Origin of the sequence: Mesorhizobium opportunistum WSM2075, from assembly GCF_000176035.2 — a bacterium.
Lineage (GTDB): Bacteria > Pseudomonadota > Alphaproteobacteria > Rhizobiales > Rhizobiaceae > Mesorhizobium > Mesorhizobium opportunistum.
On record NC_015675.1, the window covers coordinates 6,348,810 to 6,365,739 of the forward strand.

A 16,930-nucleotide genomic window follows, 5' to 3' on the forward strand; every position below is an offset into this window, starting at 1 on the left:
CGCAATGCCGCCCCGTCCTCGGCCCGGCCGCCTGTCGCCTATGAGTGCCCGGTCGTTAGCCCCAGCCGCTGGCGAGCCAACCGTCAGCTGGGCGACAGCGACATGTTCAACGCCTTAGTGCCCGGGGGTTTCTCAACGGGAGGTCGCCTGGCGCAGTCACCCCGGAACGGACGGCCTATTCAGCGCCAGCTCCGCAGCAACATGACCGGCTGCAATGGCCACGCAGCCTTCCGCTCCAACGCCATGATGCAGGCGCGCCATCGACATTACTTGCTTGGCTGCAACATCCCCTCTCCTTCCCCGCCCCACGACGGTGCAGGGCTCAGGAAAACTTCAACTACGCAAAGACGGTCAGTTTCTTCAGCTGCACCTCGATCGGATGCAAGGGGATAAAGGAGGGTTCAAGTGGCGCCGAAGCGCAGACGCGATGGCATGACTCGCGCACGCAGCCATCCTGGCCGACGCCAGGCCTGTTCTTGGGCACAAGCTCGAATTGAGCGCCTTATCAAGGCTCAAGGAGTTTTCAGGTTACCGTCGCGATCGGGGCGCTATTACGCTCTGAGCACGCACACTTAGGGAGAGCAATCGCAGGGACGAACATGAGAGGGATACATTGCGTGGCCCGCGCCTTCGATCCTGCAAAGCTGCATTTCACATCCTGGGCGGGCGACCCGACGCAGAGAGCAACATAGACGGTCAGCGTGTTTTCACGTGGGGAAGTCGCGAACGCGGTTCCAACGTTATTTCGGCCGCAGCCTATGGCAACAGTGAGCGGATCTGCAGCCACAGCCAAGTCGCAGTGACGAGATCTAACAGATCACTGCAACATTACGAGATCGTAGGATCATCAGGCACGGTTGAGGGCACCAAATATTATGGCAGCATCGACAGCGGCGACCGGCATGCAAGCTTGCTTGGTGACTAGCGTCAGTTTTGCTACTTTGAATGAGTCGCTCACACTAAGGCATCGTAGAGCTGGCCTAAGTCGCCTCAAGCCGACGCGCGCCGCAAACCATTATTGCTGTGCAGGTGTTTGCAGCCCTGTGCGATTGGGAGACCGCCTCGCCATGAAGTGGACCAGCTTACTTCTGCTGAGCACATTCAGGCTCGGACCTGTGTCCCTCAAGAAGAGGGTGGTTCGATCCGGCACTGACCCTAGGGCGGGGGGGCTTGTTGAGCCGGTGCCGGACCGAACCGTCTAGGGCAACGCCGGCTATGTCGTGGGAAATTGTGGCTTCGGCGCGGCTAAACCGTGGCGGAAATGTGTCGCCGATTCACCGTTTCCAACACGCGCGTTGAAAACGTGACTGGACGTTTCGGAAAGCGCCTAGCGCTGCCGGGCCTGGCGGGAGCTCTGCAGATGGGAGGCTATCCTGGCTGTGAAAATAGTCGCCTGATTAGGCGCCGGGTGCAGGAGGGGAAAACGCGCAATGTCGATTCCGCGTGGTGAAGGGGGAGACGCCACAGCAAGCCAGCCGGCGCGGCTCGACCGAACAACACACGTCTATCAGGACATGCGGATCCGAAGCAGAAGTCATGCGCTCCAATCTTGCAGCCTTATGCAACACGCCCGGCGATTTTCATCACCGGGCCAAGGCCGCGTTGTGTGACCAGTTCGATGGCACTAGCTCCTGTCAGCGAGAGGATTGGAGTTTCTGACCGAATTGTCTCTCGTCACATTGATTGGGAAGAACAGTTAAGATCGGCTATGGACAATCTGGACGCTTTGACCCATCCAAATCATGGCGCGGCCTGCCTGTCGATAACGAAAGTCTGGCATTGAGCTTTTGGAACGGACCAGGGCTTCCGCAGGTCTTCGAGCCGTCCTGCATGGCGAATAGGAGTCCCGGGTCAGGCGACTGCGGAAGATGGCCAAGTCATTGCCGCCTTCGCCCAGAAGCGCGGAAGGCGGCTATACTCAGATTGGCCGATACATCAAAACCCGACCCGTCGGAATTAACTGCAGCAAATAGTCGAAATCACTGACGTTGCCCGTTAGAACGGAAAATCCCATTTTCTGCGCATGCAGGAACAGCACGCAGTCCTGAAGCGCCCGAAGCTTGGAATCGTGCTTGTAGCCCTGGAGGCGACACAGCATTCCTGAGAGAAGGGCGGCTCGGCCCAAGACATCGGGATCTGGTGCAAAAACCCGATGGGACGGCATGTCCTTGATCATGCTCCCGATCTGCTTGACAGCTTTACTCGTGCCCGAGTGTTTCGGATCAAGCACGCCTACAGTGTGCACCAGCTCCTGGATCGCTACGGTGCTATGGTTGACCTGCCTGACATCGAGGAGGTCGGCAACTGCGTCAGGCGCCCGGCCTTGCAAACCGTCGATATAGACGCAGGTGTCCAGCAGCAGTTCTTGCCCCGCCCCGACGAGGTTGCCGATGATCGGCAGCTCCGTGTCGGGGCGGCGGCTCAAGGTTTTTTGAGGATCAAATCGCGACCACCTTAAGGCCGCACCAAAGTCGAAATCGGCCAATTCAGAATCCGAGCTTCAGCGTCGGATCCACAGTCCCCCGTGTTTTCCTGAAGGTCTCGGCGAAGTTGTCTTCCAGAGCCACATTGGCCAATGCAAATTCGACGAGCTCGGTATCAGACGTCAATCCGGTTCGAGCCTTGGCCCTCTTGATTAGATCAGCACTCACCCGCCCCGCAATCCTGCCGTCCTTCTCAGCGCGCAGGCCGGATTCTTCCGCCCTCTGCAGGACGGCGTTAATCCTGGCCAATCTACGCATCTGCAATTTCTCAGCCAGTTTGGGATGGGTTCTCGTCCGCTTGCCCACTGGCCCTTGGCCGCGACGCATCCGTACAGCTGTCTTCGTCATCGGGGTTCCCCGCAGATCCGTTTAACAAAAATGGATTCTAGACAACATAGCAGGCAAGGTGAATTTTTCAAATACCCCAAGACAAAGGGCGGTTGTTGGCACCCGGACGTTGCGTGCTGAAGCTCTCCAAAAGGAGGGATGTCACGGCTGCAATCGACCGAAAGCAACTCAGGTACAATTTTTCCGGCATTAGATGCTATGGGGGTGGAAAGCCGCCTTGGGCCCTTCGCGCCCGAACGATTGTTCACGGTGGATCACCTCCACGAAAGTATCCACAATTGGCGACGTTTGCGAAATATTATCGCTGCCGCGGCGCCAAAATACCACGTAATTGTATCTCGCTGACGGCTCAAAAGGCACGACTTTCACATCAAACATTTGATATTGCTGTGCAACAAATTCATTATCTATTGCAATGCCTAAACCATATGCGACAAAAGAAGCATCCAATCCTATTGTGTCCGAATGAACCTTCGGCAATAAAGGAAGTTCTCTCCGCCCGTATGTCAATAGACCCAATTTGTTAGAAGTGTATTCTCTCTCTAGAACGATAAGGGGCTCCCCTGAGAGGTCGTCAACAGTTATGATGTCCTTTTCAGCAAGGCGATGGTCGGGTTGCAACACGCAGACACTCTTGCTTTCGGCGACTATCTTCCACTCAAAGAAGCGTTCATCTAACGGCAGCCGGGAAATCCCGATATCGGCCGCTCCCGTCACAACGCTTTGTGCTATCTCGTCGTATCGCTGCGCCCTATAATGAAATTCTAGAGTCGAATCTAGACTATTTAGCGCAAGAATTATTTTGGGGATGAGTCTCAACGAGAATATATGCGGTGCGGCAATCGTCAGGAGGTTTCTCTTGGCGCTGAAAGAGTCGGTGATTTCCCTCTCGATGTGCCCTAGCGTCTCAAAATATCTGTCTATGCGGTTGTAAATTTCGATGGCTCGCGTGGTTGGAACAAGGCCGCGGGGATCTCGCGCAAAAAGCTTCTCACCAACAGCTTCTTCAAACAGCTTGAGATGCTGGCTTACGGCCGACTGGGTAATCCCGAGTTCTCGGGCGGCCCGCCTCGTAGAACCGGTCCTCATGATCTCCCGAAAAATCTGAGCGGACCTGAACCCAGCCTTGCTGTTTCGGCCGGAAATCTCTTCCATTGCCTTTGTCCGAATTGGTGGCCGCGGAGCCAGAGGCTCCGTTTGGCCGCTATATCAGTAAAATTAATAGGGTGTCACAAAAACTTAATAAATTGACCGTTTTCCCGATTCTCCCCATCGTCTGGCGTAACAAAACCAGTGGATCAGACGCATCAGAGAGAACGCTGACGTGACGCATGCAGCAACACCTATCCCCTGGCAGAGCGGATAGTTCACAATCGAACACAGGGGACACAGCTCTAAAAATTGCGCACTATAACGTTAGAAAAGCACATATGCGGCATTCGTATTTCCGTGCCTCTGGCAGGAACTGTACCGACCCCAGCTCGGACGTTGCGCACCCGCAACCAACTACCCGCGCTTGTCGTAAATCCGTACGGCCGATCCTTACCGGATCAAGGAACTAGCCAACACTTTCTCCGCAGTCGATCGGTTGCCACAAAAAGTGGCCGCTAATGACATTTGCCTATACAGGGGTTGATACTCAATCATGCCTTCGCCGTTCACCCTCGCCCTCACCGGACAGTCCCTCATCTACCACGATATTCGGCATGTATCGGACGACGGCTTCGCCACGATCAAAGAACTGATCCGGCAAGCCGATGCCTCATTCACGAATTTAGAAACCACGATACTCGGCCGGCATGGTGGGTGGCCGATGAAAGGCACCTATTTCCAGTGCTCTCCACCTGTCGTGTTAGATAATTTGAAGGATATTGGCTTTAGCGCACTGGCTCTTTCCAATAATCATGCGTTCGATCTTGGGCCCGCAGGAGTGCTTTCGACACTTGAGGAAGTAGACGAGCGTGAGTTTCTGCGTGCAGGAATTGGCGTTGACGCCAGTGACGCGAGCAAAGCCGGCATCAAGCAACTCGGCAAGAGGAAGGTCGCCCTCATCGCGATGGATGCCGGACCAGGGCCAGCCACAATGTACGCTGAAAATGCGGCAGGTACCCGTCCCGCTCGACCGGGGGTGAACAAACTCGATGTCTCGCGGGTATTCGAGGTTGACGATGAGAAATTCGCGAACCTGCGTTCCATTCAGGAAACGTTTTTAAGCAACTCTATGGAGCGCGGAACCTACACGCAGCCGGACGATCCTCGCGAACTGACATCGTCCGATGAAATCGACTTTTACGGAACCATTTTTCGCCGATCCTCCGAGAACTGCCGAAGGATCATCTTCAACGAGCAAAGTTTACGAGGTCAGCTCGCCGCAATCCGGAAGGCCTCGTTGGCCGGTGCCTTTGTCATCGCCTATCTTCATCATCATCATTGGGAACCAGATTGGCGCGAGGTTCCCGAATGGGTTCAATTCTTCGCGCGATCCTGCATTGATGCGGGAGCGAATGCGTTCGCCAGCCACGGCGCACCGGTGCTGCAGCCGATCGAAATCTACCGCGGGGCTCCGATCTTCTACGGATTGGGAAATTTCCTGTTTCATCTACCCGAAGGTGAGGACGAATGGAGCTCACCGGATATCTGGAAAAGTATCGTCGCGACGTGCAGCTTCGATGGCAACAACCACTTGGAGTCGATCTACCTCGCTCCAATCGTGATTGGAGGGGAGCAGCGGCTGAGCAGCAACAGGTATCATGAGCGTCTTGTGCCCGTGCCCGCATCAAAAGAGCTGGCCGGTTCAATGCTCGAAGACCTATCTCGACGCTCGCAAAAGTATGGAACCGAAATAGTGCTGGAAGATGCTCGCGTTCTTCTGCCAAAAGCTAATTCCCGCAGCGTCGAGGTCGCCGCCAGCAGGTAACGTCGTCCATGCACGTCAACCTGGCCCGCATCCTGATGATCGTGTCGTATAGTGCCAATGCACTGATGACCGGGCGCCCCCTTACAGCCGAACGGATCCAAATGCGCACTTGGACAATGAGGAGAACCGAACATGCATAACGATGGGCTGGGCGTCTATGAAATCGCCCGGCGCGTGGACACCAAGAGCGCCGACTACTGTGCGCTCAGCGACCGCATCTGGGCCATGCCGGAACTCGCCTTCGAGGAGCATCGCGCGGTCGCTGAGCAGATCGCCTTGCTGGAGCACGAAGGCTTTCGCATCACCAAAAAGCTCTGCGGCATGGCAACTGCCTTCGTGGCGGAACATGGAAGCGGTAGCCCAACAGTCGGTTTTCTGGGGGAGTTCGATGCGCTGCCGGCTCTCGGGCAAGTTTCGGGCATAACCGAGCGCATGCCTACCGCGGAGGGCGCATCTGGGCATGGTTGCGGGCACAATCTTCTCGGTTCCGGATCTGCGCTCGCAGCCGTGGCCTTGAAGGATGCGCTTGCATCGGGCGCCATCGCGGGCACGGTGCGCTATTACGGCTGCCCGGCGGAGGAGAGCGGATCGGGCAAGACTTTCATGGCACGGGCCGGTCTCTTCGATGATCTCGATGCCGCCTTCTGCTGGCATCCAAACGTCGTCAACGAGGTGCAGTCCACCTCGTTTCTCGCGTGCATTCAGGCTAGCTTCCGCTTCACGGGTCAGGCGTCGCATGCGGCGGTTTCTCCCCATCTTGGCCGCAGCGCGCTCGACGCGGTGGAGCTGATGAATGTGGGCGTAAATTACATGCGCGAGCACATGGCGTCGGATGCGCGCGTCCACTATGCCATTACGAATACGGGTGGCGATGCGCCAAACGTGGTACAGGCTTTTGCGGAATCACTCTACCTGGTGCGTTCGCCGCATTTGCCGGATGCGGAGCACCTCTTCCAGCGCGTCAAGAAGATCGCCGATGGCGCCGCGCTGATGACGGAAACCACCGTTGAGGTGCAGATCATGGATGCAAACTCGAACGTTCTGCCTAACAAAGTGCTGCAGGAGGTTATGTACGAAAACATGAGTCGCCTGGGCGGCCCGGGCTTCGACGATACGGATTATGCCTTCGCCGAACAACTGCGGAAGAACGCGTTTACGAACGAGGAGATTGTGGCGAGCGTTGCGCTCTACGACCGTTCGCTGGCGAGCCAGGTGCTGCATGACGGGCTACTTCCCATGCCTGCGCGCGAAGGGATGATGATGGGCAGCACTGACGTCGGCGACGTGAGCTGGATCGTGCCCACGGTTCAGTGCAGCACTGCCTGCTTCGCTATAGGTACGCCGTTCCACACTTGGCAGCTCGTCACGCAAGGGAATCTGCCTGCAGCCCATAAGGGAATGGTGCTCGCGGCGAAAGCAATGGCGACCACCGCGGCAGATTGCCTGCGCAATCCCGATCTTATCGCCCGGGCGAAAGCGGAATTGAAGGAGCGTACTGGCGGGCGGCGCTACACTTGCCCAATTCCGCCCGAGATCACGGTCGACAACCTGCGCGCTAAGGCAGCGGCTTTTGCATAGGTGCAAGAAGTCCTTACGCTCGGCGGCCTCGCTTGCAGAGTTTCACTATATTTATGGCGGACAACGCTCGATCACAGTTGCGTTCATCAAGTTCCGCGAATAGCGTCGCAATGACATCGACTGTCTGCCGCGCCCCGGGGGTTAGCAGAGCAGGGAAAACGCAGCGCGTTCAGCGATGAATGTCCCCAGACCCTCCTTCTCTGCGCTCGCGCAAATGGTCTGCATTGAGCCAGCGGTTCGCCTCGGCCACCTCTCATGAATTTCTCACCCCAGCTCTGCGCCAAGCTTCGAGTTTTTGGTCCTCCGCTTGGCGATCACAGCGCTAGGCTAAGTCGTGGGGCGCACGTCCTAAACCTGCCCTGACGGCCGGATGGCCGTCGGAGACCGCGAACTCGACATTGGCAAGTCCGCGCTGCTTGAGCCCTGTCGCGAACGCTCGCCAGTAATGGTGCTGCCACTCCCATAGCCAGCTCGACCACCAGCACCTAGCGCAGGCCCCAGTCCATTCTGATCGCCCACAGCACCGCCTGGCTGGATGACCCGGCCAGGCGGGTCCGAAGCGCCGCGTCCATAATGAGGAACCAAGCAAGATGTCGGCAAGCCGTCGCTCAAAGATGCTTGCAGGCTGCTGATCAGGCCTGCCAGGCAGCAGCCCTGCATCGCGGTTCGTCATCCAGCCATTTGCCTGCCTCGTGTGTGTGGCCATATCAGTAAAATTAATAGGGTGTCACAAAAACTTAATAAATTGACGGTTTTGGCGATTCCTCCCATCGTTTCGCATGCAAACAAGCAATAAAAAGCGGTTGGGAAAAACGTCAGAACCTATGTGCGCGTTAACGTCTATTGCGCCGGTGCAGAGCAAAAAGGCGGCGTCCCGGGAGGCCTGGTACGAGATCGACCTCGGCGCGATCAGGCACAATTACCGTCAGCTGCGTAGGCATCTTCCCCGGACAGTGAAGATTTTCGCCTGCTTAAAGCGCAATGCATATGGCTGTGGAGCGGGACCTGTCGCCCGCACACTGGCAACAGAGGGGGCTGACGGCTTTGCTGTCGCAACCTTGCCCGATGCTATGGCCATCCGGGAAATGGGCATCGATCTCCCGGTTTTGCTTTATCCCGGTCCTCTACCGACATCGGCGAAAACAATTGAAGCGCTCGGACTCACCGTTACCGTTTCCAGCCTCGATGAGCTGGAGTCCTGGCGCGCCGCCATGAGCGTCACCCGTATTTTCGTCAAGGCGGATCTCGGGTTCTTCAGGGCTGGGGCCACGCCGCAGGAGATAGGCCGGCTTCTCGCAGCCGCGCACGTCTGCAGCGACGTTGAAGTACAGGGGCTCTACGCCCATCTCAGCGAGCTGCCCACATCAGTAACTTCGGATGCTAGCGAGCAATTTTCCCGCCTGCAGCGGATTCTACAGGATGCCGAGGCGTCCGGCACCCGTCCCCCGATCATTATGATGTCGAGTACTGCAGGTGTGCTTCGGCATCCCGCGATGGATCTCGATGCCGTCGATCCCGGGGCCCTGTTTATCGGTCTTCCCGAGACGGATCGACCCATGCGGGCCGTCACTCTGCGGCCGGCGCTCAAGGCCATTTCGACATGCCTCGTTTCCGTCAAGCGGATCGATGCTTCTCTCGGCCCTATACCAGACATACCCGGTTTTCGGTCGGGAATGACCATCGGCGTCCTAGGTATGGGATGGGGGGATGGCCTTCCGCGTCACGTGCCAGCCCAGGCCGAGGCGCTGGTGAGGGGGCAGCGCGCGCGCCTGCTCCCTCCCGCGCATCTCGAGCACCTGCGCATTGATCTGACGGACGTGCCTGATGCGAGATTTGGCGACCAAGTGCTCCTGCTCGGACAGCAAGCGCACCAGACCATCAGTCACGAGGAAGTCGCCGCTCAATGGGGCACAGACCTCATCGGTCTCTATGCCCAGCTCCGCGACCACATCCCGCGCGTCTATGTCTGAGACATTGGCGCAGAAATAGAGGAAACGAAATGAAGGCGCCCAGAACAGTGCTGTTGCTCTCGCCCTTTCATGTTGTGCTCGGCAATACGGGCGCACAGCAATGACGGCCACGATCATGGCAATTCCTCGCCACGCGGTGACGGACACGGCCGCGGAGGCGATCCATGTCCAGGACTTGCACAAGAAATTTGGCGCCCTTCATGTGTTGAAGGGGGTCTCGCTATCTGCACGCGACGGCGATGTGGTGGCGATTATCGGGGGCAGCGGCTCCGGCAAATCCACTTTACTTCGCTGCATCAACTGCCTGGAAAACCCCACCAGCGGCGTTATCAGGGTGAACGGCGAGGAAATACGTCTCAAGCCTGACGGAAATGGCAGCACCCTCCCGGCGGACCGAAAGCAGATTGAACGTGTACGTTCCCGGCTCGGCATGGTCTTTCAGAGCTTCAATCTCTGGACCCACATGACCTTGATCGAAAATGTGATCGAGGTTCCGGTCCATGTGCTTGGCGTCAAGCGTGAAATGGCGATCATCGAAGCCGAGAAACTGCTTGCAAGAGTGGGGCTTCTGGAAAAACGGCACGTATACCCGGCATTTCTATCCGGCGGACAGCAGCAGCGCGGCGCGATCGCACGCGCTCTCGCGGTCCAGCCACGCGTCATGCTCTTTGACGAACCGACTTCATCACTCGATCCCGAACTCATCGGTGAGGTTCTGGGCGTAATCGGCGATTTGGCCCGCGAAGGTCGCACCATGATCCTGGTCACGCATGAAATGAAATTTGCCCGCGAGGTCGCGACCCGCGTGGTTTTTCTCCACGAGGGCCGCGTCGAGGAAGAAGGGTCACCAGACGCAATCTTCGGATCTCCGAAATCAGAGCGGCTTCAACAATTCATCCGCAGAGTGGGCTAGCGCCGGGAAAACAGAGTAAACCATCTGACTTATAGGGGAAAACAATGAGAATACTTTCGAAACTGACGGCCGCAGCGGCAATCTTCTGCGCATCTACTTTGATGGCGCAAGCTGAACAGGTGAAGGTCGGAATCGCGGCCGAGCCCTACCCTCCATTCTCGTCCCTGGACGCCTCTGGAAAATGGGTCGGCTGGGAGATTGAGATCATCGATGCGATCTGCGCCGAGGCAAAACTCGATTGTGTCATCACTCCGGTCGCCTGGGACGGGATCATTCCTTCCCTAACTTCCAAGAAAATCGATGTCATCATGAGTTCGATGTCAATCACAGAGAAGCGCAAGAAGACGATCGATTTCTCCGACAAGTACTATAGCGATAACGGGTACACGATTGCCGGTCCCAAGGGCGTTACAATTGATCCTACCCCTGAGGGCCTCAAGGGCAGGATTCTCGGTATTCAGGTCTCCACCAATGCCGAGGTCTACGCCAGCAAGCATTTCAAAGACAGCTTGGCCGAGATGAAGACGTACCAGACACAGGATGAGGCCAACCAGGACTTGGTCGCCGGCAGGATCGACGCCATTCTGGCTAGCCCGCTTACCATTGATCAATTCATGAAGACTGACCAGGGTAAGGCCTGTTGCGAGATAAAGGGCAAGGTTGCCAATGACCCCGAGATTTTCGCGCCGGGCGCGGGCGCGGGTCTGCGCAAGGGAGACACCATGCTCAAGGAAAAGATAAACGCCGCAATCAAGGGGATTCGCGCGAACGGGAAGTACAACGAAATTACGAAAAAGTACTTCTCCTTCGACATTTACGGCGAATGAAGAGGAAATTCTCCTATTACGTAGACCCTCGCAATACTTCTCCTGTTGAGTCGGAGGCAGGCGGCCTCCTTCGTCACGCACCAGTGAACGGCAGGCTCTTGGCGAGGGTCAATCCTCAAGGTGGAGGCGTTCTTGACCGATTCATTCTTTTTGTCGCTGGCGCAGACCAGCATGTTCGAGTTGCTTGCACCTACGCCGCCTGGCTGGGGTGGAAATCTGGTTCGCGGATTCATTAATTCAATTGGGATCGGTGTCGGCGCATTCGCCTTGGGATTGCTTATTGGCATCGGCGGTGCCTTTGGCAAGCTTTACGGCGGACCTGTGCGCCGCGACTTGCTTCAAGTCTACACCACCCTCATCCGCGCGGTACCGGAACTTGTGCTAATTCTGCTTATCTATTTCGCAGTTCCGGACCTGATCAACCGCCTCCTCGATACTCTCGGTTACGGACGGATCGACGTCAGCGGGCCGATGGCAGGCATCGTTGCGCTCGGCTTCGTACAGGGCGCGTACGCAACGGAGGTGCTGCGCGGCGCGATCCTCGCGGTGCCGCAAGGCCAAATCGAGGCCGGACGAGCCTTTGGTATGAACCCAACGATGCTGATGCGACGCATTACTATGCCGGCGATGCTGCCCTTCGCGATCCCGGGTCTCGCAAATCTCTGGCTGGTTGCATTCAAAGGCACAGCACTTCTGGCCGTTGTGGGCTTCAATGAACTGACTCTGGAAACACGACAGGCTGCGGGCACCACAAAAGCCTATTTCACCTTCTTCATGGCCGCTGGCGTGCTTTATCTACTGCTCACTTTGATCTCCAACGTCCTCATCGGACGGGTCGAGCATTGGGCAAGGCGCGGCCGGCAGCCGATAGCGGAGAGCCGCTGATGGCCTATTTCACGACTGTTGCGGCAAACTGCCGCCCATTCGCACGGTTGGACCCACACCGCGTCGTATTGATCGTAATCGGCCTTGTCTTGATCACCGCAGCAGCCGTCTTCATGCGTTGGGACTGGTTGGCCGACTACTACATGCTTGCGATTGCTGGTTTATGGCGTTCGATCTGGATCCTCATCGTGACCTGCGTCTTCGGCTTCGTTCTGGCATTGCCACTTGGGCTCGCTCAAGTAGTGGGCCCTAGTTGGCTCAGTCTTCCAGCGAAAGCTTTCTGCACCGTCATTCGAGGCACACCGTTGCTTCTGCAAATTTGGCTGCTCTATTACGGGCTTGGCTCGCTCTTCCCGCAATATCCATGGATTCGCGAATCCGATATCTGGCCTCTCGTTCGCCAGGCGTGGCCATACGCTGTACTGGCTCTAACGCTGTCCTTCGCAGGCTATGTAGGCGAGGTTATGCGCGGTGCTTTTGCCGGCGTGCCGAGCGGCCAGCTCGAGGCGGGACGCGCTTTCGGTATGAACCGCTGGAAGCTTTTTCGCAGGGTCTGGTTGCCGCAGGCAATCCACAAGGCGTTGCCCACGTTGGCTGGTGAAACAGTAATGCAACTCAAATCGACACCGCTCGTCGCTACTATCACGGTTGTCGACCTTTATGCAGTTTCAGCTCGCGTTCGCCAGGATACATTGGTGATATACGAGCCATTGCTTCTGCTTGCATTGACATACATGGTTCTCACGGGATTGCTCGTATGGATTTTCAGCCGTATCGAGGCTCGCATCCCGGTTCGAGTGGGGTGACGCGCCGAACCAGCGCGCTGCCAGCAGCAATAGGGAGCGGCGACATGCTGTGTAGGATCGTTGGCGCGCCGGTCCAGGACGGGGCCGGACGCATGGGCTGTGATATGGGACCGAGCGCTTTGCGCGCCGCGGGACTCGCGCAGGCGCTGACGGAACTCGGCCATGAAGTGGAGGACGCAGGGGCGGTCGCGCCCGGACCGCTTCCGCCCGTGGCGCATGAGAACCTCGGCCTGAAGGCGCTGCCGCAGGTCTCGGCGTGGACCGGAGCGATCGCCGAAGCTGCCTATGCGGCGAGCCGGGAAGCAATGCCGATCTTTCTCGGCGGCGATCACAGTATCTCTGCCGGCACGCTGTCCGGAGTTGCCCGTCGTGCCAAGGAGTTGGGCCGGCCGCTCTTCGTGCTTTGGCTGGATGCCCACCCGGACTTTCACACGCTCGACACTACGGTCAGCGGCAACTTGCACGGCGTCCCGCTCGCCTACGCCAGCGGGCAAAAAGGCTTTCACGGCTATTTCCCAGACCTGCCAGCTGCGGTCGATCCGGCGCGCATCTGCACGCTTGGTGTCCGCAGCGTCGATCCGGCCGAGCGTGAGGCGCTGAAACTCGCCGGGGTGACAGTCCACGACATGCGCATGATCGATGAGCACGGGATCGCTCCTCTGCTACGCGCTTTTCTCCAGCGCATCCTGGCTGAGGACGGCATGCTTCATGTCAGCCTGGACGTCGATTTCCTAGACCCGTCAATCGCCCCGGCCGTGGGCACGACCGTGCCGGGCGGGGCGACCTTCCGCGAGGCGCATCTGGTGATGGAGATGCTGCACGATTCCGGCCTCGTCACCAGCCTCGATCTCGTCGAGCTCAACCCCTTCCTCGACGAGCGCGGCCGCACCGCGATCCTGATGGTCGACCTCACCGCCAGTCTAATGGGCCGCCGCATCATGGACCGCCCGACAAGGAACCACTGAACCATGCCCGAGAAGCTAAACATCGTTCCCTTCGTGAGCGTGGACAATATGATGAAGCTGGTTCTGACGATCGGCGTGGAGCGCTTCCTGACCGACCTCGCCGGCTATATCGAGGAAGACTTCGGCCGCTGGGAGCTGTTCGACAAGACGCCGCGAGTGGCGTCCCACAGCGTGGACGGCGTCATCGAGCTGATGCCGACGAGCGACGGCGAAACCTACGGCTTCAAATATGTCAACGGCCATCCCAAGAACACGCGCTCCGGCCGCCAGACCGTCACCGCCTTCGGCGTTCTGGCAGATGTCGGAAGCGGCTATCCAATGCTGCTCACGGAGATGACCATCCTCACCGCGCTCCGCACCGCGGCCATGTCGGCGGTCGCGGCGAAGCATCTCGCGCCGAAGGGCGTTCGCACCATGGCGATCATCGGCAACGGCGCACAGTCCGAGTTCCAGGCGATCGCCTTCAAGGCCATCGTCGGCGTCGATCGACTGCGCCTCTACGACGTCGATCCTGCCGCAACGCGCCGCTGCGCGAAGAACCTCGCCGGCATCGGCCTGGACATCGCCGCCTGCGCCTCCTCGCAGGAGGCCGTGGAAGGCGCCGATATCATTACCACCGTCACCGCCGACAAGCAGTGTGCCACCATCCTTACCGACAACATGGTTGGCCCCGGCGTCCACATCAACGCGGTCGGCGGCGACTGTCCAGGCAAGACCGAGCTGCACCGCGACATTCTTCTGCGCTCCGACATCTTCGTGGAATACGCCCCACAGACCCGCATCGAAGGCGAAATCCAACAGCTCGCGCCCGAGCACTTGGTGGTCGAGCTCTGGCAGGTGATCGCCGGCAACGCGCCCGGCCGCCGCGACGAGCGCCAAATCACTTTGTTCGATTCCGTGGGCTTCGCGATCGAGGATTTTTCGGCCCTGCGCTATGTGCGCGACCGCCTCAAGGACACCGGACTCTACGAAGAACTCGATCTCCTCGCCGACCCGGATGAACCCCGCGACTTGTACGGCATGATCCTGCGCGCCGCCCAACCGGCTCCAGTGCGGCTGAGCGGTGCATTGGGATGAGCAAAGTATCCATGCAGGCGCCGAGGGCCGTCGTGATGATCCGTCCTCATCACTTCACGCCGAATCCGGTCACTGCGGCAGACAATACGTTCCAGGTGCGCGATGAAAAGCGGAAGCCGGATGATCTGGTCGCTCTGGCATATCAAGAAGCCACGCGTATGGCCGATGGCCTCGCTGAGGCCGGGATCACTGTCCACCTCTATGAGGATGAATCGGCCGCAACACCCGACTCCGTCTTTCCGAACAACTGGTTTTCGACCCATTCTGGCGGGCATGTCGCGATCTATCCGATGTACTCGGAGAATCGAAGGCAAGAGCGCCGGACCGACATCATCGAGATGCTCAAGGCTGAGTACCGGGTTCAGGATGTCATCGATTATTCCGGCCTCGAGAAAGACGGGGTCTTCCTCGAAGGGACCGGTGCGATGGTGCTCGACCACATTGCCCGTGTCGCCTACGTGGTGCGTTCCAACAGGGCCAACGAGGTTGCGCTCGAACGGTTCTGCACGCACTTCAATTTCGAGCCAATGATCTTTGACGCAGTCGATCGCAGCGGCAAGGCAATCTATCACACCAATGTCCTGATGTGCGTCGGCACCGATTTCGCGTTGTTAGGGGCGCAGTCGATCCCTGATCCCTGGCGGCGGCGGGAAGTCGTCGCGAGGTTGGAGGAAACCGGTCGTCAGATCGTGGAGCTTTCGATCGAGCAGATCGAAGACTTCGCCGGCAATGCCATTGAACTGGAGGGCACGGATGGTCGCATTGTTGCCATTTCCGGGCGAGCACACGCGGCGCTGCAGGCGGAGCAGATATCGGCAATCGAGCAGTCCGCGCGACTATTGCCGTTCGATGTCTCGACAATCGAACTCGCGGGTGGATCGGTCCGGTGCATGCTTGCAGGGATTCACCTGTCGAGGCGCAGGGCGCAGCCCGCACAGACGCCATTCACCGCCCAAGCAAGCCGCACAGCGAAACACTACTGACAAATAGGATTGGAAATGTCGCAAACCAGATCGGTCTATCAGTTCAACTCCGCAATCGTTCGCGAACCCTCGATCTCGGTCGTCAACGGCCTACGCGCCGATGATCGGGGAGGTCCTACCTATGAAGGCGTCAAGGGCGAGCACGACGCATACGTTGCGTCCTTGCGGCATGCAGGTGTCGAAGTGAGCGTCCTGCCGTCTCTTGAGGCCTTTCCAGACTCTTTGTTTGTCGAAGACCCGGCGCTCGTTTTCACCGGGGGCGCCATCCTGCTCCGTCCCGGCGCGCCAAGCCGGGTCGCCGAGACCGCGGAGCTCGCGCCGATCCTGCGCGATATGTTCGACACCGTGCTAGAACTCCCTACCCCGGGACAAGCCGACGGCGGGGATATCATGTACACCCCAAATAGCGTCCTGATAGGCCTGTCCGATCGCACCGACAAGGCCGGGGCAGAGGCCCTTGTCTCCTGTATCGAGCAACTCGGCGGGAAGGCCCAGATTGCCGAGACTCCGAAAGGCGTTCTGCATTTCAAGACGGCCTCCTCGCTGCTCGACGATGAAACCGTGATTTCGACCGCTGCCCTCGCGAAGGCTTCCGTATTCAAGGAATTCCGCCAGTTCATCGTCCCGGAAGGCGAAGAGCCTGCGGCGAACGTGCTGCGCGTCAACGACATCGTCATGGTCAGCGCGGGCTACCCGCGCACGATTGAGATGCTCGAAAAGGCGAATTACAAGGTCGTGCCTCTGAAGACCGCCGAGATCGAGAGGATCGATGCCGGGCTCTCCTGTATGTCGCTGCGCTGGTACCGGGACTGCAGGTAGGTCATTCAAACCCCCCTTGTTGCCGCCCCAGACGTCCAGACGACAAACAGAACTCGTGCTTTCCCCTCGATCGTGATTGTCGCGCCGCCACGCTTTCTCTCCGGGTAAAGCGACGACGGACTTATGTTAGAAACCGTATTTTACCCAGAGAATTGTCGATCTCATGTCGGCTCGTCGCATCGCCGACCTCCTATTCCGCGACACGCTGGAGCTTGAGGCGACCACCAGCTGTAAGACAGCGAAAGATGACCGTGTCGTGGATTCGACAAATCGGCACTGAGTTCAGGTACCCGGCGCATTCCGAAAAACGAGATCAGAGCACTCTCTTGCAGGCGACGGAAATGGCAGGTGGAGGTCTT

The 16,930-nt window shown here is 58.4% G+C and carries 14 protein-coding genes; 11 read left to right on the top strand and 3 right to left on the bottom strand.

Annotation, left to right across the window (positions count from 1 at the left end):
- Positions 1-1,918 precede the first annotated feature (1,918 nt).
- From MESOP_RS30570 to MESOP_RS30580, 3 genes are all read right to left on the bottom strand, one after another.
- On the bottom strand, positions 1,919-2,485 hold the full coding sequence (locus MESOP_RS30570; protein ID WP_013533351.1) for a type II toxin-antitoxin system VapC family toxin: 567 nt from the start codon (positions 2,483-2,485) through the stop codon (positions 1,919-1,921).
- A 1-nt stretch (position 2,486) separates the two neighbouring features.
- Positions 2,487-2,831, bottom strand: coding sequence for a hypothetical protein (locus MESOP_RS30575; protein ID WP_013533352.1), 345 nt, complete (start codon positions 2,829-2,831; stop codon positions 2,487-2,489).
- A 189-nt stretch (positions 2,832-3,020) separates the two neighbouring features.
- Entirely contained in the window at positions 3,021-3,986 is a 966-nt protein-coding gene (locus MESOP_RS30580) for a LysR family transcriptional regulator (RefSeq protein ID WP_013533353.1), read from the bottom strand.
- A gap of 490 nt (positions 3,987-4,476) precedes the next feature.
- On the opposite strand from MESOP_RS30580, the gene MESOP_RS30585 reads away from it, so the two are divergent.
- From MESOP_RS30585 to MESOP_RS30635, 11 genes are all read left to right on the top strand, one after another.
- Entirely contained in the window at positions 4,477-5,748 is a 1,272-nt protein-coding gene (locus tag MESOP_RS30585) for a CapA family protein (RefSeq protein ID WP_013533354.1), read from the top strand.
- Between the two features lie 132 nt (positions 5,749-5,880).
- Positions 5,881-7,326, top strand: a complete 1,446-nt coding sequence (locus MESOP_RS30590; RefSeq protein WP_013533356.1) for a M20 family metallopeptidase — start codon at positions 5,881-5,883, stop codon at positions 7,324-7,326.
- A gap of 779 nt (positions 7,327-8,105) precedes the next feature.
- A complete protein-coding gene (gene alr / locus MESOP_RS30595; protein ID WP_245262914.1) occupies positions 8,106-9,296 on the top strand; it encodes an alanine racemase in 1,191 nt (396 codons plus the stop codon).
- A gap of 100 nt (positions 9,297-9,396) precedes the next feature.
- On the top strand, positions 9,397-10,209 hold the full coding sequence (locus MESOP_RS30600; protein WP_013533358.1) for an ABC transporter ATP-binding protein: 813 nt from the start codon (positions 9,397-9,399) through the stop codon (positions 10,207-10,209).
- A 44-nt stretch (positions 10,210-10,253) separates the two neighbouring features.
- The gene (locus tag MESOP_RS30605) at positions 10,254-11,036 is read left to right on the top strand and encodes a transporter substrate-binding domain-containing protein (protein WP_013533359.1); all 783 of its coding nucleotides are present in this window, start codon (positions 10,254-10,256) and stop codon (positions 11,034-11,036) included.
- Between the two features lie 171 nt (positions 11,037-11,207).
- A complete protein-coding gene (locus MESOP_RS30610; protein ID WP_172832174.1) occupies positions 11,208-11,921 on the top strand; it encodes an ABC transporter permease in 714 nt (237 codons plus the stop codon).
- Positions 11,921-12,727, top strand: coding sequence for an ABC transporter permease (locus MESOP_RS30615; RefSeq protein WP_013533361.1), 807 nt, complete (start codon positions 11,921-11,923; stop codon positions 12,725-12,727). The genes MESOP_RS30610 and MESOP_RS30615 overlap by 1 nt, the downstream gene beginning before the upstream one ends.
- A 44-nt stretch (positions 12,728-12,771) precedes the next feature.
- A complete protein-coding gene (gene rocF, locus MESOP_RS30620; protein WP_013533362.1) occupies positions 12,772-13,692 on the top strand; it encodes an arginase in 921 nt (306 codons plus the stop codon).
- Positions 13,693-13,695: 3 nt separating this feature from the next.
- The gene (locus MESOP_RS30625) at positions 13,696-14,769 is read left to right on the top strand and encodes an ornithine cyclodeaminase (protein WP_013533363.1); all 1,074 of its coding nucleotides are present in this window, start codon (positions 13,696-13,698) and stop codon (positions 14,767-14,769) included.
- Positions 14,766-15,752, top strand: a complete 987-nt coding sequence (gene ctlX / locus MESOP_RS30630) for a citrulline utilization hydrolase CtlX (protein ID WP_013533364.1) — start codon at positions 14,766-14,768, stop codon at positions 15,750-15,752. Before MESOP_RS30625 ends, ctlX begins: the two co-directional genes overlap by 4 nt.
- 15 nt (positions 15,753-15,767) lie before the next feature.
- Positions 15,768-16,571 (top strand): dimethylarginine dimethylaminohydrolase family protein, encoded by an 804-nt coding sequence (locus MESOP_RS30635; protein WP_013533365.1) that lies wholly within the window; start codon positions 15,768-15,770, stop codon positions 16,569-16,571.
- Positions 16,572-16,930: the final 359 nt, after the last annotated feature.

Coding starts and splice junctions, on each gene's coding strand:
- MESOP_RS30575 (WP_013533352.1), bottom strand. CDS start 2,831: ATGACGAAGACAGCTGTACGGATGCGTCGCGGCCAAGGGCCAGTGGGC.
- MESOP_RS30580 (WP_013533353.1), bottom strand. CDS start 3,986: ATGGAAGAGATTTCCGGCCGAAACAGCAAGGCTGGGTTCAGGTCCGCT.
- MESOP_RS30585 (WP_013533354.1), top strand. CDS start 4,477: ATGCCTTCGCCGTTCACCCTCGCCCTCACCGGACAGTCCCTCATCTAC.
- MESOP_RS30590 (WP_013533356.1), top strand. CDS start 5,881: ATGCATAACGATGGGCTGGGCGTCTATGAAATCGCCCGGCGCGTGGAC.
- alr (WP_245262914.1), top strand. CDS start 8,106: ATGCAAACAAGCAATAAAAAGCGGTTGGGAAAAACGTCAGAACCTATG.
- MESOP_RS30600 (WP_013533358.1), top strand. CDS start 9,397: ATGACGGCCACGATCATGGCAATTCCTCGCCACGCGGTGACGGACACG.
- MESOP_RS30605 (WP_013533359.1), top strand. CDS start 10,254: ATGAGAATACTTTCGAAACTGACGGCCGCAGCGGCAATCTTCTGCGCA.
- MESOP_RS30610 (WP_172832174.1), top strand. CDS start 11,208: ATGTTCGAGTTGCTTGCACCTACGCCGCCTGGCTGGGGTGGAAATCTG.
- MESOP_RS30615 (WP_013533361.1), top strand. CDS start 11,921: ATGGCCTATTTCACGACTGTTGCGGCAAACTGCCGCCCATTCGCACGG.
- rocF (WP_013533362.1), top strand. CDS start 12,772: ATGCTGTGTAGGATCGTTGGCGCGCCGGTCCAGGACGGGGCCGGACGC.
- MESOP_RS30625 (WP_013533363.1), top strand. CDS start 13,696: ATGCCCGAGAAGCTAAACATCGTTCCCTTCGTGAGCGTGGACAATATG.
- ctlX (WP_013533364.1), top strand. CDS start 14,766: ATGAGCAAAGTATCCATGCAGGCGCCGAGGGCCGTCGTGATGATCCGT.
- MESOP_RS30635 (WP_013533365.1), top strand. CDS start 15,768: ATGTCGCAAACCAGATCGGTCTATCAGTTCAACTCCGCAATCGTTCGC.